This is a genomic window from Roseateles sp. PN1 (assembly GCF_038419725.1).
In the GTDB taxonomy this organism is placed as follows: domain Bacteria; phylum Pseudomonadota; class Gammaproteobacteria; order Burkholderiales; family Burkholderiaceae_C; genus Paucibacter_A.
Window position 1 is genome coordinate 1 of sequence record NZ_JBCARA010000003.1, and the last position, 20,683, is coordinate 20,683.

16 protein-coding genes and 1 pseudogene are annotated in these 20,683 nt (G+C 63.8%); 8 read left to right on the plus strand and 9 right to left on the minus strand.

The window, feature by feature from the left end; translation table 11 throughout:
• Positions 1-102 (plus strand): annotated as a pseudogene (locus tag AABB87_RS05070) (ABC transporter ATP-binding protein); the annotation flags it as partial.
• A gap of 97 nt (positions 103-199) precedes the next feature.
• Here the strand turns inward: AABB87_RS05070 and AABB87_RS05075 are convergent.
• Positions 200-769, minus strand: coding sequence for a lipid-binding SYLF domain-containing protein (locus AABB87_RS05075; protein ID WP_341970278.1), 570 nt, complete (start codon positions 767-769; stop codon positions 200-202).
• A gap of 31 nt (positions 770-800) precedes the next feature.
• Complete coding sequence (locus tag AABB87_RS05080) at positions 801-3,164, minus strand: mechanosensitive ion channel domain-containing protein (protein WP_341970279.1); 2,364 nt, start codon at positions 3,162-3,164, stop codon at positions 801-803.
• A 252-nt stretch (positions 3,165-3,416) separates the two neighbouring features.
• On the opposite strand from AABB87_RS05080, the gene edd reads away from it, so the two are divergent.
• Both edd and AABB87_RS05090 read left to right on the plus strand, forming a co-directional pair.
• Positions 3,417-5,231 carry a phosphogluconate dehydratase gene (edd, locus tag AABB87_RS05085; RefSeq protein ID WP_341970280.1) on the plus strand — a complete coding sequence of 605 codons (1,815 nt, stop codon included), beginning with the start codon at positions 3,417-3,419 and terminating at the stop codon, positions 5,229-5,231.
• Positions 5,232-5,281: 50 nt separating this feature from the next.
• Positions 5,282-5,914 (plus strand): bifunctional 4-hydroxy-2-oxoglutarate aldolase/2-dehydro-3-deoxy-phosphogluconate aldolase, encoded by a 633-nt coding sequence (locus tag AABB87_RS05090; protein ID WP_341970281.1) that lies wholly within the window; start codon positions 5,282-5,284, stop codon positions 5,912-5,914.
• A 33-nt stretch (positions 5,915-5,947) separates the two neighbouring features.
• Here AABB87_RS05090 and AABB87_RS05095 read toward each other — a convergent pair whose 3' ends face one another.
• The 5 genes from AABB87_RS05095 to AABB87_RS05115 all read right to left on the minus strand — a co-directional run bounded on the left by AABB87_RS05095 (position 5,948) and on the right by AABB87_RS05115 (position 9,644).
• Positions 5,948-6,493, minus strand: coding sequence for a PaaI family thioesterase (locus AABB87_RS05095; RefSeq protein ID WP_341970282.1), 546 nt, complete (start codon positions 6,491-6,493; stop codon positions 5,948-5,950).
• Positions 6,494-6,551: 58 nt separating this feature from the next.
• Positions 6,552-6,953: a hypothetical protein gene (locus AABB87_RS05100; RefSeq protein ID WP_341970283.1), complete on the minus strand. Its 402-nt coding sequence runs from the start codon at positions 6,951-6,953 to the stop codon at positions 6,552-6,554.
• 85 nt (positions 6,954-7,038) lie between these two features.
• The gene (locus AABB87_RS05105) at positions 7,039-7,680 is read right to left on the minus strand and encodes a DsbA family oxidoreductase (protein WP_341970284.1); all 642 of its coding nucleotides are present in this window, start codon (positions 7,678-7,680) and stop codon (positions 7,039-7,041) included.
• Positions 7,677-8,663, minus strand: a complete 987-nt coding sequence (locus tag AABB87_RS05110; protein WP_341970285.1) for a succinylglutamate desuccinylase/aspartoacylase domain-containing protein — start codon at positions 8,661-8,663, stop codon at positions 7,677-7,679. Before AABB87_RS05110 ends, AABB87_RS05105 begins: the two co-directional genes overlap by 4 nt.
• A gap of 57 nt (positions 8,664-8,720) precedes the next feature.
• Positions 8,721-9,644 carry a DMT family transporter gene (locus AABB87_RS05115; RefSeq protein WP_341970286.1) on the minus strand — a complete coding sequence of 308 codons (924 nt, stop codon included), beginning with the start codon at positions 9,642-9,644 and terminating at the stop codon, positions 8,721-8,723.
• 176 nt (positions 9,645-9,820) lie between these two features.
• On the opposite strand from AABB87_RS05115, the gene AABB87_RS05120 reads away from it, so the two are divergent.
• From AABB87_RS05120 to AABB87_RS05140, 5 genes are all read left to right on the plus strand, one after another.
• Positions 9,821-10,264: a YeeE/YedE family protein gene (locus AABB87_RS05120; RefSeq protein ID WP_341970287.1), complete on the plus strand. Its 444-nt coding sequence runs from the start codon at positions 9,821-9,823 to the stop codon at positions 10,262-10,264.
• A 13-nt stretch (positions 10,265-10,277) separates the two neighbouring features.
• Positions 10,278-10,697, plus strand: a complete 420-nt coding sequence (locus AABB87_RS05125) for a DUF6691 family protein (protein ID WP_341970288.1) — start codon at positions 10,278-10,280, stop codon at positions 10,695-10,697.
• An 8-nt stretch (positions 10,698-10,705) separates the two neighbouring features.
• Positions 10,706-11,791: an MBL fold metallo-hydrolase gene (locus tag AABB87_RS05130; RefSeq protein ID WP_341970610.1), complete on the plus strand. Its 1,086-nt coding sequence runs from the start codon at positions 10,706-10,708 to the stop codon at positions 11,789-11,791.
• Positions 11,792-11,965: 174 nt separating this feature from the next.
• Positions 11,966-13,402, plus strand: coding sequence for a toll/interleukin-1 receptor domain-containing protein (locus tag AABB87_RS05135; protein ID WP_341970289.1), 1,437 nt, complete (start codon positions 11,966-11,968; stop codon positions 13,400-13,402).
• Positions 13,399-17,598, plus strand: a complete 4,200-nt coding sequence (locus AABB87_RS05140; protein ID WP_341970290.1) for an NACHT and WD repeat domain-containing protein — start codon at positions 13,399-13,401, stop codon at positions 17,596-17,598. The genes AABB87_RS05135 and AABB87_RS05140 overlap by 4 nt, the downstream gene beginning before the upstream one ends.
• A gap of 62 nt (positions 17,599-17,660) precedes the next feature.
• Here the strand turns inward: AABB87_RS05140 and AABB87_RS05145 are convergent, their stop codons facing one another.
• Both AABB87_RS05145 and AABB87_RS05150 read right to left on the minus strand, forming a co-directional pair.
• Positions 17,661-19,163 (minus strand): aldehyde dehydrogenase, encoded by a 1,503-nt coding sequence (locus AABB87_RS05145; RefSeq protein ID WP_341970291.1) that lies wholly within the window; start codon positions 19,161-19,163, stop codon positions 17,661-17,663.
• Positions 19,164-19,191: 28 nt separating this feature from the next.
• Positions 19,192-20,607, minus strand: a complete 1,416-nt coding sequence (locus tag AABB87_RS05150; RefSeq protein WP_341970292.1) for a DUF3138 family protein — start codon at positions 20,605-20,607, stop codon at positions 19,192-19,194.
• Positions 20,608-20,683: the final 76 nt, after the last annotated feature.

Consider the following 20,683-nt stretch of genomic DNA (forward strand, 5'->3'; position numbering starts at 1 on the left):
AACCGCGGCTATGTGATGGAGTCCGGCGAAGTCACCATGAGCGGGGAGGGCATGAGCTTGCTCAATGACCCGAAGGTAAGGGCGGCTTATCTGGGTGAGTAAATCGCGTCAGTGAAGCGTGTGAGTGGAACGGGCGAACACGCCCGTTCTAGGCCTTGATCGAACAGCTCGGCTTGTGAGAAGCCGAGCTGTTCCGTCCTCACTTCTTCTTGTAGCTGAACTTCTGCCCACTGACGGTGGCTTCATACATCAGCCCGCCCTGAGGCAGGGTGAAGATGGCCATGCCGTGGTTGTAAGCGCCGACCGATTTGGCGTTCTCGCGGTCGCCGCTGATCTGTGCCGATGAGCCGGTGGTGCTGGTCTTGGCGCCCGCGCCTGCGGTGATGGCCACGGCAGAGGCCTCGGCGCCGAATTCGAACTCACCCTTGGTGAAGGTCTTCAAGGCCGCCTGGTCTTCGAAGTAAATGATCTGGCTGAAGCCTTGGCCGCCGAGTTGGAAGCCCACGCTGAGCTGAGTCATCGAGGTGTTGCCGATGTGCTTGCCCTTTTCGTAGACACGGCCTTGGCCGTAGGCGCCGCCGATGCCAAAGCCAGCCTTGCCGATGGTCGGGAAGACCGCATAGCCATAGGCCGTCTCAGCGATCTTGCCGCTCTGCTCGGCCTTGGCAAAGGCTTTGATGGTGTTCTGGTACTGATCCGCCCAGGCGGGCGTGGCGGCCAGGCTCAGGACGGAGAGCCCAAGCGCAGAGAAGAAAAGTCGTTTGTTCATGAACATTCCTTGCGGTTGAAAGAACGGGAGGTCAGCGTGGTGTCGCTGGCTGGTCGTTGCTGGGTGCTGTTTCGAGCGCCACTTTGATCGGGCCGACCAGGTCCAGATGCACATCGCGCTGCGGGAAGGCGATCGAAATGCCGGCGGCAGCCAAGGCGTCGTTGATGGCAAAGCGCAAATCGCTGTCGACACCTGCGCCGCTGCGCGGGCCGTTGAGGCGGAACCAAAACTGCAGACGCAGGCTCAGCGCATCGGCAGCGAAGTCATCGAAGAAAACCTCGGGCGGTGGGTCTTGTAAAACGCTGGGGTGATTGGCGGCGCAGTCGGTGATCAATTGCGTGGCCCGGCGCACATCGGAGCCATAGGCCACGCCGACCAGAATCACGCGGCGAATGTCCGGGCTGCTGCCGTTCCAGTTGCTGACCTGATTTTCAAGCAGGGTGGAGTTGGGCACGATGGCATCAATGCCGTCAAAGCCGCGCAAGGTGGTGGCGCGCAAATCTACGGTTTGTACCGTGCCCGAGATGCCGCCGACCGAGACAATATCGCCGACCCGGATCTTGCGCTCGAACAAGATGATGATGCCGCTGATCAGGTTCTTGATGACGTTTTGCGCGCCAAAGCCAACGCCAATTGCCAAGGCGCCACCCAGGAAGGCAAAGGCGGTAATCGGGATGCGTGCCAGCTTCAGCACGATCATCAAGACGACCAGCAGCAAGATGGTGTTCAACCAGCGCCGCAGCACGCGCGCCAGGGCCGCCGAGAGGTGCAGGCGCCGCGCCATCTGATTGATCAGCACGCTAGACAACCAGCGCGAGAGGCCGTAGCCCGCGCCCAGCATGATCAGGATGCCCAGGCTCTTTCCCACGGTCACGCCGTAGTCGACGGTGACGATATTGCCGTCGATCTGGGTGTTCTCGGTGGCGCTGAAGAGCTCGTAGTTCCAGAGGGTTGCGGCAAAACTGGCCGACCAACTGGCCAACTGCCTGAGCCAGCTTCTGGCATCGTCGGGCTGCAGGCCCAGGCCCATATCGGCGCGGCTGCGGGTCAACAAGAGATGGGCGCGATTGAGCTCCGCAATCAAGCGCTCCTGCACACTCAGCTGGGTCTGCAAGGCCGTCAAGATGCGCTGCTGTTCCGCCCGGTGAATGTCATCAAGAGGCATGTCCTGCACCCGCGCCTCCTGGCTGCGCAACTCGGCGCGCACGAAGTCGCCTTGCTTGGTCGCACCTTGCAGCCGCCCCAGCACCAATTCCTCGCCCCGCGTGAGGCTTGCGGCTGCAGCTTGCTTCTTTTCGGGACTATCGCCTGCTGCCCAGGCGGCTTGGCGGGTTTGCCAAAGACGGGTCTTCTCCCGGGCCAGGGACTCCAGTTCCCGCAAACCGCTCAGCGCCATGCGCATGGCTTCAAGCTCCAGACGAAGGCTCTCGGCGCCCGAGCTAGGAAGCTCGGCGCTTTGCAGTCGCCCCATCTGGGCTTCGAGCTTGATGCGCTCGGCCGTCGCGCGGTCTTTGTCCTTGGCGAACTCTTTGGTCAAGCGGCGCAATTCGGTGTCAGAGAGTTCCTGATGCGGACTGACGCGGTCCACTTCGGCTTGCAGCCATGCGATGGGCTGCGACAGGTTCTCCAAGGCATCGCGCGCCTTGCTGCGGGTTTGATCGGCCTGCAGCAACTCCAGGTCGGCCACTTCGGCTTGAATCTGACTCAGTTCCAGCTGTGCCGCGGCATTCTTCTGCCCGTCGCCGAGGCGGAGTTGAGCGGCTTGGTCTTTGCGCCGGCGCAAAGTGGCATCGGCGTTGTTGCGCGCTTCCACTGCGGCGGCCACCTCGGCGTCCAGCGCCTTGCCTTGCAGCTTCAGCGCCGATTGGCGAGTCAGCAGGGCATCGAGCTGATCACGCAGCGCATCGACGTCGATCATGCTGTAGGGCGGCAGACCTGGCAGTGGTGTGCGCGAGGCGGCTGCAGGCCCGCTTGCGGCGTTGGCATTGGCGCTCGGCTCCATGCTGGTCTGCAGCTGAGCGGACAGCAGCATCAAGCGGCGTGCGGCGGCCAAGGTGCGCTCAGGCAGCAAGGGTTCGCTGTCGCTGCTTTTCAGCTGCAGTTGTTGGTGCTGGGCTCGCGCGGCGTCCAATCGAGCCGCCCAGTCGGTGCCCGATGGGGCCGCTGAACTGGCAGGCTTGCCGCTGCTCGCAGCCGGCGCCCCAATGCTGTTGATTTGCGTGCGCACCGTTTCCGGCACAAGGCCTTTGGGCAACTCGATGGCCAGCGCCGTGCCGGCGTGCAGACCCAGATGCAAAAGCCCGAGTAGTGCGCCAATCTCAATCAGCCGGCGCAGCCCCGGGGCAAGGGTTGGTGGCTTGAGATTGGCGTTGGCGCTGAGCGGTTTGCTGAACATGGGCGGGGCAGGCGTGGGGGCTTTTGGGTGCAATCCGCAGGGCGGTGGCTAGAAAATGCAAGCCGCGATCCTCGCACGCCTGTGGTCCCCTTCGCCGCAAGCGAGTGGCAAGATTTGAGCTTGCCGGCGTCTTGGGCGGTGCGTGCTGCGCCCGAATTACCCAGGTTCGTACCTCTGATGTAACCCGGAGGTGGGGTGAATCTTGTAATATGGTTACTAATTTTCACTAAGCCGAGTTACACGGCCCTGCGTATGAACAAGACCCTGCTTGCCGTCACCGATCGCATTCGCCAGCGCAGCGCCTCGACGCGTGCAGAGTATTTGCAGCAGATTGACCGCATGGCGGGGCGCAAGCGCGGCGTGGAGCGCATGGGTTGCGCCAATGTGGCCCATGCGGTGGCGGCGATGCCGGCCAATGACAAGTTCCGCATCGTGGCCGAGAAGGGGCCGCATCTGGCCATCGTCACCGCCTACAACGATATGTTGTCGGCCCATCAGCCCTATGAAGCCTACCCGGCGCTGATCCGCGACGAGGCGCACAAGCAAGGCGCCACCGTGCAAGTGGCCGGCGGCGTGCCCGCCATGTGTGACGGCGTCACCCAAGGCCTGCCGGGTATGGAGCTGAGCTTGTTCTCGCGCGACAACATTGCGATGAGCGCGGCCATCGGCCTCAGCCACGATGTCTTCGACGCGGCGCTGCTGCTGGGCATTTGCGACAAGATCGTGCCGGGCCTCTTGATCGGCGCCTTGCACTTCGGCCATTTGCCCTGCGTGTTCGTGCCGGCCGGGCCGATGAGCAGCGGCTTGCCGAACAACGAAAAAGCCAAGGTGCGCGAGCTTTATGCCCAAGGCAAGGTCGGCCGCGAGGAATTGCTCAAGGCCGAATCGGCGGCTTATCACGGCGCGGGCACCTGCACCTTCTACGGCACGGCCAATAGCAATCAGATGCTGCTCGAAGCCATGGGCTTGCATGTGCCGGGTGCCGCTTTTGTTCACCCGCACGACCCGCTGCGCGAAGCGCTGACGCGTGAGGCCGTGCGCAACGCCTTGGCGATCACGGCCAGGGCGCGTTACACCCCCATCGGCCGCCTGGTGGATGAGCGTTGCATCGTGAACGCCATGGTGGCCTTGCTGGCGACCGGCGGCTCCACCAATCACCTGATTCACTGGGTGGCGGTGGCGCGCTCGGCCGGCATCTTGATCGACTGGAGCGATTTCTCTGAGTTGTCCGGTGTGGTGCCCTTGCTGTCCCGCGTCTATCCGAATGGCGCTGCCGATGTGAACCAGTTCCAAGCGGCCGGCGGCCCGGGCTTTGTGATCCGTGAACTGCTGAACAGCGGCCTGATGCATGAGGATGTGCTGAGCGTGGCCGGCGATTCGCTGCGCCCCTTTGCCCGTGTGCCGCATTTGGCCGATGGCCAAGTGGCCTGGCAAGACCTGGCCCCGGCCAGTGGTGACGATTCCGTGGTGCGCCGCGCCGATGCGCCTTTCAGCGCCACCGGTGGCCTCAAGCTGCTGGATGGCAATCTGGGGCGCGCTGTCATCAAGGTCTCGGCCGTGCCGGATGACCGCCACATCATCGAAGCCCCGGCCCGCATCTTCACCACCCAAGAAGCCATGCTGGCGGCGTTCAACGCCGGTGAGCTGGAGCGTGATGTGATCGTGGTTGTGCGCTTCCAAGGCCCGCAGGCCAATGGCATGCCTGAGTTGCACAAGCTGACCCCGCCGCTGGCCGTGCTGCAAGGCCGCGGCTTCAAGGTCGCTTTGGTGACCGATGGCCGCATGAGTGGCGCCTCGGGCAAGGTGCCCGCTGCCATTCATGTCAGCCCCGAGGCCTTGGCCGGTGGGCCGCTGGGCAAGCTGCGTGATGGCGACATCGTGCGCATGGACGCCGTTTCGGGCGACTTGCAGGCCCTGGTGACGGCGCAAGAGTGGGCCGCCCGTGAACACGCGCGGATCACGCCCGAGCAAGTGCTGGAAAACGGCCATGGCCTGGGCCGGGATTTGTTTGCCGGCATGCGCCGCAATGTGCGCACGGCCGAAGAGGGTGCGGTCAGCTGGCTCTAAGCGAGTTCGCATCACCGCGCCTGAAACCCATTCACTAGACAAGAACAAACATGAGCATCAATACCCTCAGCCTGGCCAATTACGGCCCCGTCATTCCCGTCATCGTCATTCAGCGCCTGGAAGACGCGGTGCCGCTGGCCCAAGCCCTGGTGGCCGGTGGCGTGCGTGTGCTGGAAGTGACGCTGCGCACGCCGGTGGCTTTGCAGGCCATGGAAGCGATGGCGCGTGCGGTGCCCGAGGCCATTGTTGGCGCCGGCACCTTGCGTTCGGTTGCGGATGTGAAAGCGGCGCGTGACGCCGGCTGCCAATTCGGCGTCAGCCCCGGTTACACCGACGCCATCGGCGCGGCCTGCCATGAGTTGGACTTGCCTTTGCTGCCCGGCGTGTCCACGGCCAGCGAAGTGATGCAGGCCAATGCTGCGGGCTACAACTTCCTCAAGCTCTTCCCGGCCGTGGCGGTGGGTGGCATCAATCTGCTCAAGGCCTTGGGCGGCCCGTTCCCGGATGTGGCTTTTTGCCCCACCGGCGGCATCACGCTGGAAACGGCGCCGCAGTTTCTGAAGCTGGCCAACGTCAAGGTGTGCGGCGGCTCTTGGTTGACGCCGCAAGACGCGATTGATTCGGGCGATTGGGCCCGCATCACCCGCCTGGCGGCCGAGGCCGCGGCGATTCCGCGCGGCTAAATACCGAGTGCCGGCCGCAAGACCGGCGCCGGCTCAGGTCTGGTCCGGCATCTCGAACACCAGGCAGGTGGTGCTGGCGTGGGCGTACAAGCGCCCGTCATGGCCGACCAAGCTGGCTTCAGCCGTGGCGACCTGGCGGCCTGAATGCACCACCTTGCCGATGGCGCGCACCAGCGGCACCCGCTCGGTCAAAGCGCGCACCAGATTCACCTTGAATTCCAGCGTGGTGTAGGAGCGACCCACCGGCATGGTGGTGTGCACCGCGCATCCCAGAGCCGAGTCCAGCAAGGTGGCAAACCAGCCGCCGTGCACGGTGCCCAGCGGGTTGTAGTGGCGCCGCAGCGGGCGGCCCTGAAAGACGGCCTCGCCAGGTGCGACCGATATCAGCATGAAGTCCAGCGTTTCGGCGATGGGCGGCGGCGGTAGCTCGCCGTCCAGCATGGCTTGCATGGCCTCCAGCCCGCTCAGGTCGCGAACCTGATCCAGGCGGGCAACGCCCACGGCTTGCTGCAGCTTGGCCCGGATGGCGGCCTCTTCTTCCTGCCATTGCTGCAAGATTTGGGCATGGGTGTCGTTCATTTCAGTCGCCTCCCTAGCGGCCCCTTGGCCGGATTGAATTTGTTGGCAAGCCAGCGCATCAGTCGCTGTTGAATCCTTGGGCGCTCAACCAGCGCAAGCCTTCTTCTATGCTGTCGCTGCGCTGATAGAGGGCCAAGCGCTCGGCGCGCTCTTTGAGGGCGCGCACCATCAGTGCGTGAAAACTGGTGGGCAGGATATCGGTCGCGGCCCGCAGGCCGTGGCGCACGCCGTCTTCGAAGAAGCCCCACCACAATTCCAGGGCCTCGGGCGTGCCGCCTTCCCATTGCCTGCCGTCGCTGAGCAGGCCCCAGGGGCGGCCATCACGCATCTGCCAAAGTAGCTTGGCTTTTTTGTGCAGTTGGCGGGCGGCTTCTTCGTTCCACGTGCTGCTGTAATTGGCCATCAAAACATCACCCTGCCAGTGCAAGGTGAACTCGCCATGCTGTGCCCAGTCGCTCATCGCTTTTTCTGTCGTCTCGGGGTTGGGATTTCTTGTTGCCCGAGTGTAGAGCGCCAGACTTGCAGAAGTCTGGCGGCAATGCCGTTCAGGGCATTTGCTGCGCGATTTGACGCAAAGCCTGTTCGAACACCTCGGGCGTCTGTCCGCCCGAGATCAGATGGCGTTCGTTGATGATGATGGCCGGCACCGAGTTGATGCCCTGGCTTTGCCAGAAGGCCTCGGCCTGGCGCACTTCATCGGCGTAGCGGCCCGATGACAGCACCTCGCCGGCCTCGGTCGCGTCGAGCCCGGCGGCCGTGGCGGCCTCCAGCAGCACGGCCGTGTCGCCCGGGTTCTTGCCTTCGGTGAAGTAGGCCTTCAGCAAGGCGTGCTTGAGGGTTTTTTGCGCCTCGCCGCCTGTGATGCCAGCCCAGTGCAGCAGGCGGTGGGCGTCGAAGGTGTTGTAGATGCGGTCGCGTGCGCCCTTGGTGAAGGTAAATCCCAGGGCCGCGCCGCGCTCGCGAATCATCTCGCGGGTTTGCGCCATCTGCTCTGGCGACGCGCCGTATTTACGCGCCAGATGGGCGTTGATCTCTTCGCCTTCCGGCGCCATTTGCGGGTTCAGCTCGAAGGGCTGGAAGTGCAAGTCCACCTGCAGCTCGGGCACGCGAGCCAGGGCCTGTTCGAGGGACTTCAGGCCGATGGCGCACCAGGGGCAAGAAACATCAGAGACAAAATCGATTTTCATAATTTGCGCTCACTGGGCCGCGCCAGGTAGAACCATTCCTGGCCTGGCTGGGCCTTGTTATTGGGGAAAACAATGCGGCCCGCCGCTGGCGCCAGCACCGGGCTGCCGTCGTGGCGGGTGCCGATGCGCTGGCCTTGTTCCACGGCATCAAAGCTGGCCCATTCGCGCTCGAAGCTGTCATCGGCATGTTCCCGGTCGATGACTTCGTAGAGCTGCAGCAACTCGGGCGCGCTGGCCGGCCGGTGGGGTTCAACTGCCGCTGGATCAATCATGCCCAGCAAAACCAAGGTGCGCAGAATCGCCAGGCGGGCCACTTCAGGCGCGCCGGGATCTTGGTGCTGGCCGCATTCCAGGGTGAGGCCATAGCCGCCTTGCGAGCGCATGTACTCGGTCGTGCCAACGCCGTAATGCGGGTCTTGCACCTGGGCCTGGGCGCGCGAGCCGTCGCTGCCTTTGGCGGCACGCCGTTGCAGACCCAGCGCATAGGTGGACAACCAGCCCTCCACAATGCGCGCCGGCCCCAGGCAGGCGGCCATGGCTGCTTCTTGGGCAGCCCAGGCAAAGGGCTCCAACTCGCCTTGGTTGTCGCGCGGGCCCAGCATCACAAAGGGCTGGCCCTGGCCTTGGAAGGAATGCAGGTCCAGCAGCACATCGTGGCTGGCGAGCAAGGGGCATAGGCGCGCGGCGATGCGGTCCTCAAAATCTTGGGCGATCACGGGCGGGCGCAAATTGCGGTTCAGATTGCGCTCACCTTCGCGCCGACCCAGGGCATGCGCCAGCGGGTTGACGATGGGTACCAGGGTGAGTGTGCCGCGCAGCAGCGTCAGGCGGCCACTGTCAAGTTCGGCCATCACGGCCTCAATCGCCTGCACGCCGCAGACTTCATTGCCGTGCACGGCGGCGCTGACCAGCAGGCGAGGGCCGGCTTTGAGGCCCGCAAATTGGTGGCTACGCAGATGGGTGGGCGTTGGAACAGAACTCATGGGTGCGGGTGAATGAGGGTCAGGTCTTGCCTGGAATTGGTTTGAAGTGCAAGTTTCTCATGCACGCCGGGACGGTGCTGTCGCCAGCAGAACACCGGCAAGCGCCATCGCGTAGGCCAGGGCTTGTACGGGGCTCAAGCGCTCACCGAGTGCCAGGCCCACCAAGCCGGTCGCCACCGGCAGGAAGACCATGAACACGCCCGCCTTGGCGGCCGGCACTTGGCGCAAGCCCGTCATCCACAGCCACACCGTCACCATGCTGGCGGCTCCTGCGTAGAACAGTAGCAAGCCCCAGATGGTCAGGCTGGGCAGGCTGAAATCAAAGCTCAGCGCCTGCCACAGGCCCAGCGGTGTCACCAGCACCAGGCCCCACAGGTTGATCAGCGCGCTGATGCGTTTGGGCGAGACCTGGGCGGTGAGCTTTTTGCCGATCACCACATAAGCCGCTTCGCAGAATACCGCGCCGATCAACAGCAGGGCGCCCAGCGCTGATGTTGGCGCGTTGGCTTGCGGAGTGAGCTGTCCGCCGCTCTGGCCGCGCTCCAGCGCCACCAAGGCGATGCCGGCCACGCCCAGGGCAATGCCCCAGCCGACGCGAGCAGCAATGCGCTCACCCAGCAATATTCGGCTCAGCAAGGCCACCGCCGCTGGGATGGCCGCCAAAATCACCCCGGCCACCACGGCTGAGCTGTGCTGCAGCCCGAACAGCAGACAGATCGAAAACAGGAAGTTGCCGATGAAGGACTCCCAGAACAGCAAAACCTTGCTTCGCCGGTCCAGCGCCGCTTCGCCACTGGCTGGCTTGAGCCATGCCGCCATCAACACCGCCGCCATGCCAAAGCGCAGCCAAGCCAGCAAGAACACGGGGAACACGGCTACCAAGAGCTTAGACAAGCCGACATAGCTGCCGACCAAGCTGGTGCTGAGGGCCAGGCAGGCGTAGGCGGCCCAGGGGGTGTGAAGGTTTGGACTACGAGTCATGGCCGGCATCATGCCTTGTGCGGCCAAAGCCCGGGCTAGCGCAGGCTTGTTTTGCGCCATTCGGCGCTGGCCTGAAGGCTAAACTGACAGATCGCCGCCCCGGGCCGCGCCGCTGGCGCAGCGCCACTTCAACTTTTTCGAACTCTTCAACAAGCCTTGAGCTTCCTTTTTCCCTCATGAGCATCGCCTGGACATCTTTCACCCCCTGGACTGCCCTGGCCGGCGGTCTGCTGATCGGCCTTGCCAGCGCCTTGTTTTTGCTCGGCAATGGGCGCATCGCCGGCATTTCCGGCATCGTGGCCAGCCCAATTCGGGCCTTGTTCACCCGCAGCGACTGGCGGCCTGAGCTGACACGCTTGGCCTTTTTGTTGGGGCTGCTGCTGGCCCCCTGGCTGTGGCGCTTGGCTGCGCCATTGCCAAGCGCGCAGGTGGATGTGGGAACCTGGGGCTTGGTCTTCGCTGGACTGGCGGTGGGTGTTGGCGTGCGCCTATCCAATGGCTGCACCAGCGGCCATGGTGTTTGCGGGCTGAGCCGCTTGTCCCTGCGCTCGCTGGTCAATGTGCTGTGCTTCATGGGCGCGGGTTTTGTGACCGTGCTGGTGCTGCGGCATGTTGGGTGAGAGGGCAGGCGTGATGCGATTCGTTTTGGCTTTATTGAGTGGACTTTTGTTTGGCCTTGGCCTGCTGCTCAGCGGCATGACCGATCCGGCCAAGGTCAAGGGCTTTTTGGATTTGTTCGGCGCTTGGGACCCGAGCCTGGCCTTGGTGATGGGCGGGGCGATTGCCATTGGCCTGCTGGCCTTTGCGCGCGCCAAGCGGCGTGAGCGCTCCTGGAGCGGTGATCGCATCGAAATTCCGCAGGACCGGCGCATTGACTGGCGCTTGATCGGCGGCGGCGTTTTGTTTGGTGTTGGCTGGGGTGTTGCCGGCTTTTGCCCGGGCCCGGCCTTGGTGGCCTTGAGCAGCGGTTTGCCTGAGGCTTGGATCTTTGTACCCGCCATGCTGCTGGGCATGGGCTTGGTTGATTTTTTCTCGGCTCGGAATCAGGAGTAGCGCAGATGTTGATCTTTCGCCAATTGTTTGACCCCACATCGTCCACCTACACCTATGTGCTGGGCGATTCGATCTCGGGCGAGGCCTTGATCATTGATCCCGTGTTTGAGAACGAACGCCGAGATATCGCCTTGTTGCGTGAACTGGGCCTGCGCCTGGTGGCCAGCCTGGACACCCATGTGCATGCCGATCATGTGACCGGCGCCTGGCTGCTCAAACAAGCCTGCGGCAGCCAGATCCTGCAGGCCGAGCAAGCGGGTGCTGCCAATGTGGACCGGGCGCTGCGGCATGGGGACCGCGTCACTTTCGGCCAGCGTTTTGTCGAAGTGCGGGCCACACCGGGCCACACCAGCGGCTGCCTGAGCTATGTGCTGGACGATCAAAGCAAGGCCTTCACAGGCGACAGCTTGTTGATCCGCGGCTGCGGCCGCACCGATTTCCAGCAAGGCAGCCCCAGCCAGTTGTACCGCTCGGTGCGCGAGCAATTGCTGAGCCTGCCTGCGAGTTGCTTGCTGTACCCCGGCCATGACTACCGGGGTTTGACGGTGACCAGTGTGGAGGAAGAGCGGCGCTTCAACCCCCGCCTGGGCGGCGACATCAACGAGGCCGACTTCGCCGGTTATATGAACCACCTGGGCCTGCCTCACCCCAAGCTGATGGACATCGCCGTGCCGGCCAATTTGCGCTGCGGTCAACCGCAGGCGCAAGACCTGACCCCGGACGAGATGACCTGGGCGCCGCTCACCTGCAACTTCAGCGGCATCTGGGAGATTCAGGCCAATGCCTTGTATGAACGCCTGGCCGCCAGTGACGGCGCCAGCATCCAGATTGTGGATGTGCGTGAAGCGCCGGAGTTCAGCGATGTGCTGGGCCATTTGCGCGGCGCGCGTTTGCTGCCGCTGTCCGAGTTGGCCCAGCGCGCGACAGAACTCGACGCCAGCCGGCCGGTGGTGGCGGTGTGCCGCTCGGGCGCCCGTTCGGCCCAGGCCACCGTGCTTTTGCGCAAGGCGGGTTTCGGCCTGGTGGCCAATTTGAGCGGCGGCATGTTGCGCTGGCGTGCCGAGGGCCTGCCGGTGGAGGCGGGCGGGCAGTAAACGCGCCGCCGGTGGCGCCAATCCCCAAGCATGTGGAGGGGCGTCGTCGCATCACCGCCACTGTTCACACTTGGGCTTGAAATGCTGGGCCCAAGGGTGATACTCGCGCTCAGCAGGGCCAGCCGCAAGTAGTGTCGCGAGCTTGGGCGTCGCTCCCTGCACGGGGGTGAGCGCATGAGTTTTCTGCCGCAATACCAAAACGATCTCTTCATCAGCTATCGCCGCGCGGCGAATGATTCGCCCGATCGCTGGGTGGACAGCTTTTGCAACCATTTGCGCTCGGAGCTGCGCGACCGCGTGGGCGAGGTGGCGATCTGGCGTGACACGGCCGAGTTGCGCGCCGGCGATTACTGGCGGCCCGAGATTGCGGCGGCGCTGGAGTCGACCGGTATTTTTCTGGCACTGATCTCCCGCACCTATTTCGACAGCGATGAATGTCGCAAGGAACTCGATCGCTTTCTGGGCCGCTTGAAAGCTGCTGGCGGCGCCGAGCGTTGCAAGCTGGTGCCCATCTTCAAGCACCCCAGTCGCAGCCCGGATGAATTGCCGGCCGAATTGCGTGAGATCGGCCATTACGAATTTTTCAAGCAAGACGCGCAAGCCTGGCGCGAACTGGACCCCAACCGCGACAAAGACGACTACTGGGAGCGCATGAGCCGGATGGTGCAAGACCTCAGCGTGGCGCTGGAGGAATTGCTGGGGCGGCAAAAAAAGCAGGCCCTGGGCACGGTGTTCATCGCCCGCGTGGGGCCGGAACTGCTGCAGGAGCGCGAGCGCCTGCGCGCCGATTTGCGCCAGCGCGGCTACTTGGTCGTGCCGGAAACCGAGTATTTGTGGAATGCGGATGACTGCGCCGCGCGCATGGATGCCGATCTGGACAAGGCCTTGCTGAGCATTCATTTGGTCGCCCGCAGCGCGTCCATTGAGCCATTGACCGCCCAGCGCGACCGCCTGCAACTCGAACGCGCCCATGCCCGCATGCGGCAACGCGGCATGCCAGCACCCTTGGTCTGGATTCAGGCTGGTTCGGGAACGGGCAGCGGTACCGGCTCAGACACCGATCCGAGCAAGCAGGACTTGCTCAAGTTCATCGAGCAAGAGCTTGCTAACGAAGGTGTCGACTATTTGCGAGGCAGCCTCGAGGAGCTGAAAACGCAGATGCTGGACATGCTGCCCAAGCCGATTGCCGCGGCGCCAAGCAAACCCTTGGAGTTGGCCTTGTTGGTGGAGGAGGGCGATGTGGCGGCGCTGGGTGAGTTGAAGGGCCGCTTGGTTGATCAAATGGGTGCCGAGCCGCGCCCGATCAAGTTCAGCGGCAGCAAGGCCAAGGACGCCGAGCGCTTGCAACGCACCTTGGCCGGCTGTGAGCAGGCTTTGATCTTCTGGGGCCAGCAAGAGGAGGAATGGGTCTACGACATGCTGGACCTGCCCGATCTTGAGCGCCTGTGCAGCAAGAACCGGCTGGCGGTTTATATCTGCGGCGCGCCCAGCGCGGAGAAAGCAGCCTTCGTTAGCAGCAAGGCCACGGTCTTGCGGGCGCAGGCGGCGGGTGAGGATGGGCTGGCCGCCTTCTTGGCCCAGGCGCAAACACTGGGGCGGACCCGGCAATGACGGCCAACTTGGAGGCGCTGCTGGCGGCCAATCCCTTTCCGGGCCTGCGCTCGTTCGAGCCTAACGAAGCAGATCGATTTTTTGGGCGCGAAAGCCAGATCGAGGCCTTGCTGCTGCGTCTGAGCCAGGTGCCGCTGGTGGCGGTGTCGGGGGCCTCGGGCTGCGGCAAGTCATCCCTGGTGAAGGCCGGCTTGCTGAACGAACTCAAGCGCCGCCACGAGCAGGATGATGAGGCTGAGTGGCGGGCGGTGGTGATGCGGCCTGGCATTCAGCCCTTGCAAAATCTAGCTGCCGTGCTGGCCGAATGTTTGCCAGCGGCTGAAGCGGCGACGCCCGAACCCGCTGCTGCCGCAGCCGCATCGGCTGATAGCGCTGAGCCCGAGGAGCTGAGCCCCGCCGCGCGCCGCGTGGCCTCCATCTGCGGCCAGCTGCGCATGGGCGGCATGGCGCTGGTGGAGCTGGTGCGCCGATCGCATCTGCCTCCGGGCGTGCGTTTGCTGGTGGTGGTGGATCAGTTCGAGGAGCTGTTTCGATTCAAGCGCATGGCCAATACCGAGGAGGCCAGCGCTTTTGTGAAACTGCTTTTGCAGGCGGCGGCTGACCCCGCCTCGCGCATCCGCGTGGTCTTGACCATGCGCTCCGACACCTTGGGCGGCTGCGCCGATTTCCCCGGCTTGCCCGAGGCGGTCAGTGCCGGTGGCTATTTGGTGCCGCGGCTGACGCGGCAGCAGCGCAAAGATGCCATCGTCAAGCCGATCGAATGGCGTGGCGCGCAGATTGCGCCGCGCCTGGTGCAACGCCTGCTCAACGATGTGAGCTCGGACTTTGACGACCTGCCGGTGATGCAGCACGCTTTGTCGCGCACCTGGCGGCATTGGGCCCAAGCTTGCCAGGGCAGCCGTCCCATCGATCTGGACGACTACGAAAAGATCGGAGCAGCGGTGGATGCCCTGTCGCGCCACGCTGATGAAGCGCGGCTGAGCCTGGGGCCGCTGGGCGAGCCCGGCGGTGCGGTCGAGCGGGTGTTTCGTGCCCTGACCGAGCGCATGGCCGAAGGCACCGAAGTGCGCCGCCCCATCGAGCTGGGTCAGCTGTGCGCCATCTGCAAACGCGGGCCGGCCGGTGAGGCCGAGGTGCTGGCGGTGGTGGAACGCTACCGGCAAAGCGATACTGCCTTTCTGGTGCCGGGCGGCAGCCAGGCGCTGGACAGGCACGCCATCATCGACATCTCGCATGAGAGCTTGATTCGGCAGTGGCAGCGCCTGCGGGCCTGGGTGGTGGCAGAAGCCGAGGCCAAGGCCACCTTGCTGCGCCTGGTGGGTGATGCCCGGGCGCATGCGCAGTCCAATGGTGAGCTGTGGCATGGCCGCAGCCTGGAGCGCGCCCGCGACTGGCAGCAGCGCAACCATCCCAATGCAGCTTGGGTCAAGCTGTGCCTGGGTGGCACCGATGAAGAAGCCAGTGCCGCTTTCCATCTTGTGCAGAGCTTTTTGGACAAGAGCGCAGCTGTACAAGAGAAGGCGCGGCGCCAGTCCAAGCACATGCTGTGGGGTTTGCGCGGCTTGGCGGCGCTGGTGACAGGCGTGTCTGTGCTGGCCGCCTTGTATGGCCAGGTCCTGCACGGCCAGGCGCTATCGCGTGAATGGGGTGCCAAAGCTATTTTGCAAATCGTCCAGGATCCAGCCCGCAGCGCCGCGCTGGCCTTGGCGGCCCTGGAGAAGGATGGCAACAACGAGCGCGCCGAGTTCGCATTTCGGCGCGCCATGGCGGCGCTGGAGTTGGCCAGGGCCGAGCAGATTGTCGATTTCGATGCGCCGGTGATTGAGACCCGCTACAGCCCGGATCGCAAGCGCCTGCTGGTTGCCAGCGCGAACACGGTTTGGATTCTTGATGACCAGCGGCTGATGGCCTCGGCAGAGCAAGCCGGCTCCGATGTGCTGCGAGCCGAGCAACTGGGCGCGCTCAAGTTCAAACTGCCCGAACAGTTCGATAAGCTGGCCAAGGCCTGGTTGTTGGATGACGGGCGCGTGCTGGTGCTGAGCAGCAAGGGCCTGTTGCGTTTGCTGGAGGCCGATGGCCGACCGAATGCCCAGCAGTTCTGCGCCAGCGATGCGGTCAGCTGGGTGGTGGCGCTCAACCCCGTCAAAGCGGAGATGGCGGCCAGTTGCGTGGGGGGCGATTGGTCTGCTCAGCTGACACGCTGGACCTTGGGTGCGCCGGGCAGCGTGCCCCAGCAGCAAGGCTTGCTCAGCCCGATTCGCAGCTCCCCCATCACGGCGCTGGCCTATTCGCCCGATGGCGAGTTGCTGGCCGCAGGCGATAGTGTCGGCCAGGTGCAACTGTGGCGGCACGGGCCGGGCAGCGAGCAGGCCTGGATTCATGGTGATGACGCCAGGCCTGGCACGGTCGGTCTGCTGCGCCATGGCGCGGCCATCAATGACCTGAGCTTCAGCAAGTCGCGGCCGGGCTTGTTGGCCTCTGCGGGCGACGATGGCTTTGCGCGCGTCTGGCCCCTGGATTTGCGGGCCGGCAAGCTGATGGGGCCAGGTGCGGCCCACCATATGAAGCATGAGCGCAGCGTCAGCCAGGTGCAGTTCCTGGACCGGGCCGACGACAAGAATCTGCTGCTCACGGTGTCGGACTGGCGGGTCAATTTGTGGAGCAATGAAAAGCAACACGAGGAGCGCCGCCACGATGACTGGGTCACTTTGTTAGACGCGTCGGACCTTGACGGCGAATTGCTGGTTTCTGCCAGTGCAGATGGCACGGCACGGCTTTGGTCCAGCCGATCCATCGTGCCACTGACCACCTTGCGTGGCCACACCAGCTCGATCAGCCATGCCATGCTGCATGAGCAGGGCAAGCCGGATGGGCAGGGCGGGGCGGAAAGGACAGATAGGCATGAAGTGCGCCGCGTCATCACCAGCAGCCTTGACGGCACTTTGCGCATCTGGCGGCTCAAGCCTCCCACCTTGCTCTTGGCCAGCAAGCGGCCGCAGAGTGTGTTTGCGCTGTCGCCCGCGGGTAGTCTGGAAATGGGGGCGGATCGTTTGTTGATGATTTGCGGCGAATCGGGTAGTCGTGCAGATAGCGCAGGTGCCGGGGATCAATACGCCTGCGCGTTCAGGCCTTTGTCCGGCAGCGCAGCCCAAACAGCGATTGCAACTTCAGCGGACAACGCCGTCGCTTCGGAACACTTCCAAGTGCACGCGACCAAGCCCGGTGATGCGGGCGCGCGGACTTCGCTCAATACCAGCCACACCACCTATGCCGCGCGCTTCTCGGCCGATGGCAAATTGGCGATGGTGTACTCCCAGGAATACAACCTCTATGCCGATCGCAAACTGTGGCTGCTTGACCTGGACAAGGATGGCGCGGCGATCGACACCCCTGCCTGGCTGAGCCGCAGCGTCACCGCCTACTTTGACTCGAAAAGGCCTGAGTTCGGCTTGCTGGACCCAAGCGGTGCGATCAGCCTGTGGCCCAACAAGGTGCTGACCGAGAGTGCAGACGAAGCGCCTGTCGAAGCCAAGCTGCAGGAGGTCAGTTGCGGCGCGACAGCTTGCACCAACCTGGCCCTGAGCCCTGACGGCAAGATGATTGCCGCTGCGGCGGGCAATGGGGTCATGCTGTGGTCGCGCGCTGCGGGTAAGGCGCAATTGTTGGCCACCTTGGACAGGCATCAAGGGGATCTGCGGGATCTCAACTTCAGCCCCGACAGCCAGCGCTTGGTCACCGCCAGCGTTGACCGAACCGCGCGTGTTTGGGATTTGAGTGATTTGCAGGCAGACAATTCACCGGCTTCGCGTGAACTGGCCGGCGGGCACAGCAGCTCAGTCAGCTCGGCGGACTTCAGCCCGGACGGTCAATTTGTGGTGACCGCTGGCGCCGATGGCAGCATCCGCGTTTGGGATGCCAACTCCGGCCAGGAGAAAGCCGCCTTGCTGGGGCGCCACCGCGGCAAGATCAATTTGGCCGCCTTCCATCCGGACGGACAGAAAATCATCTCGGTGGGTGACGACGGCAATGCCTTGCTGACGCCCTGCAGTGCTTGCGTACAGTCGTTGCCTGATCTGAAGCAGCGGGCCAAGCAGCAGCTGCATTTGACGACAGATGACCAAGCCTGGCTTAAAGAAAACACCAGCAGCAGACTGCGTGACTCACTGCAGTCTGGCTGGTGGGGTCTGAACAAATAGGGGCGGGGAATAGTTGCGCGGCGGCGGAGTGCGCCGCTCGCCCGCCCGACTGATCGCCAGCCTTACTTGTTGATGCGCAACCAGGTCGTCTTCAGCTCGGTGTACTTGTCGAAAGCATGCAGGGACTTGTCGCGCCCATTGCCGCTTTGCTTGTAGCCACCGAAGGGCACGGTCATATCGTCTTCGTCATACTGGTTGACGTGCACGGTACCAGCGCGCAGGGCGCGGGCCACGCGGTGGGCGCGGTCGATATGGCTGCTCCACACACTGGCTTGCAAGCCGTAGGGGCTGTTGTTGGCTATTGATACGGCCTCGGCTTCGTCTTTGAAGCGCAGCACGCTCATCACCGGGCCGAAGATCTCTTCGCGGGCAATCTTCATCTCCGGCGTCACACCGTCAAAAATGGTGGGTTGCACAAAGTAGCCGCCGGTGTCGATGCGTGCTTGTTCGGCGCCGGCCACCACGCGCGCGCCTTCGTTGCGGCCGCTGTCGATATAGCCCATCACGGTGCGCAGCTGGCCTTCGTCCACCAGGGCGCCCATGACGGTTTTGGCGTTCAGTGGATCGCCGGCTTGGTATTGCGGGGCTTCGGCGGCGAGCAGGGCGACGAACTCGTCCGCAATGCTTTCATGCACCAGCACGCGTGAGGGCGCGTTGCAGCTCTCGCCCTGGTTGAAGAACATGCTGCCGGCCACGGTGGCGGCGGCGCGCTTCAAATCGTCGAAATCGGGGAAGACCAAAAAGGCCGACTTACCGCCCAACTCGTTGTAGACCCGTTTCAGATTGCTGCGGCCCGCGTAGTCCAGCATCTTGCGGCCGACACGAGTCGAGCCGGTGAAGCCAATCGCATCCACGTCCATGTGCAAGGCCAGGGCCTCGCCGGCTTCGTGGCCAAAGCCGGGCACGACGTTGAACACGCCTTCGGGCAGGCCGGCCTCCAGCGCCAGTTCGGCAAGGCGCAGCGCGGTCAGCGGTGACTTTTCGCTCGGCTTCAAGACCACCGAATTGCCTGCGGCCAGGGCCGGGCCCAGCTTCCAGGCCGACATGATCATCGGGTAGTTCCAGGGCACGATGGCGCCGATCACACCCATGGGCTCGCGCTGAATCAGGGCCAGGGCGTTCGGGCCGGTGGGCGCAATTTCGTCGTAGATCTTGTCCACGGCTTCGGCATACCAGGCGATGCAGCGTGCCGTGGATGCCACGTCAACGCCCAGGGAATACTGGATGGGCTTGCCCATGTCCAGCGTCTCCAGCAAGGCCAGCTCCTCCTTGGCGGCCAGAATTTTTTCCGCAAAGTTGAGCAAGACGCGCTTGCGGGCGGCTGGCGCGCGTTGCGACCAGCGCCCGTCCTCAAAGGCTGCGCGGGCAGAACGCACGGCGGCGTCGATGTCGGTTGCTTGGCCGCGCGCGACGCTGCCAATCACCCGGCCATCGATCGGGGAAATGCAGTCAAAGCTCTGACCCTCAACACTGTCGACGCGGCGGCCGCCGATGAAAGGCCGGCCGTCGATCGTCAGCGCACGGGCGCGAGCATGCCAGTCGATGGCAGTGGGGGAGGCGCTCATGGTCTTCCTTCTGTATTCGCTTGTCGTCTTAGAAATTGACCACCATCGAGGTGCCCAGCAGATGGTTGTTCTTGCGCCAGTTGCCACCGTTCTGGTCCATGAAGACGGCGCGGTCGGAGCCGTCAAAGCGGTACTCGAACTTGAAGGTGGTGTTGGCGTTGAACAGGTAGCTCAGGCCAAGGCTCAGCTCGTAGCGGTTGGCGCCCTTGCTGGCCACGTCCGGGTCGGGGTTGGCATCATCCCAGGCAAAGCCATAGCCGCGGCCCAGGCCGTTGCGGCCGTCGTCGCTGCTGTAGCCGAACAAGCCGCCGCCGTTCTTGCTATTGCTGAGGTAGTCGGCCCGCGCCACCATTTCCCAGCGCGGCATGAATTTGTAGGCGGCCAGGGCGGACACGCCGGTCCACGTGGCATCGCGCATCTGTCCGTCTTCGTTGAAGATGGCGCTCTTGCGCTGCTGGCCCCAGCTGAGTTGACCCTGCAGGGTCCAGTCGCCACGGATGAAATAGGCGTCAAGTTCGAGCAGATCAACGCGGGTGTCGCGGCCGTTGTCGCCGGCAAAGCGCAGGTCGCCGTTGGCATCAACGGCATCGGCGGCGTAGTTGTAAGCCTTGCCGTGCAGGCCGCTGAAGCCAAAGCCCTGGAACTCGCCCTTGGCGTAGTCCACCCGGTAGATCAGGGCCGGGGTCTTGTTGCCGCTGGACTTGCGTGCGTTGTTGACGTTAGCAAGGCCGACCTTGACCAACCATTTGTTGATGGTCAGGTCCATCACGGCGCCGGTGTAGGCGGTGGGTGCGGTGAAGTCAAACAGCAGGTTGTGGGTGATCAGCTTGTTGCCGGTCGGCAAGGTGATCTCATAGCCCGTCCAATCGGGAATCTGGCCCAGCCACAGGCGAGTCTGCAGGTCGCCCAGCGGAATATTGACGCTGGCTTCATGGACGATGGAGCCGGTGTTGAAGGATGCACCCGCGCCGCGCTCCGGCGCCAGGGTCAGGCGCCACTTGGTGCCGCCTTCCATTTCTTTGGTGATGTCCAGCGCGGCCATGCCGAAGTAGCTGTTGTCGTAGCTGTAGGCGTCTTTGTTGAAGAGCTGAAAGCCGGCGCTATTGTTGTTGCGGTTGTAGATGAAGGTCGGGTCGAGGAAACCGGAGACCTTGAGGTTCTTGATGCCCATCATTTCTTGGGCGTCTTCGAGCGCTTCGGTCTTGACGGCGATGCGATTGAAGTCTTGCACCTGCTGAGGGGTCATGCCCCATTGCGGCGCGGTAGCTGCAGGCTTGGACTCGGCCGCCTTGAGCTTGTCTTCCAATTGGCCGACACGGTCGCGCAGGGCGCGCAGCTCTTTCAACAACTCTTCATTGCTTTGCGCCAGGGCGGAGCCAGGGTAGGCGGCGGCAAGGGCCAAGCTAAGGGCCAGAGGCAGGGCTGCAAATGCTTTCTTCTTCATCTGGTGGTTCTCCGCATTGAGGGTTGAAACTGGGTGAATGAGTGAACTGGGGTATCGGGTGAGTTGAATTCGCGGA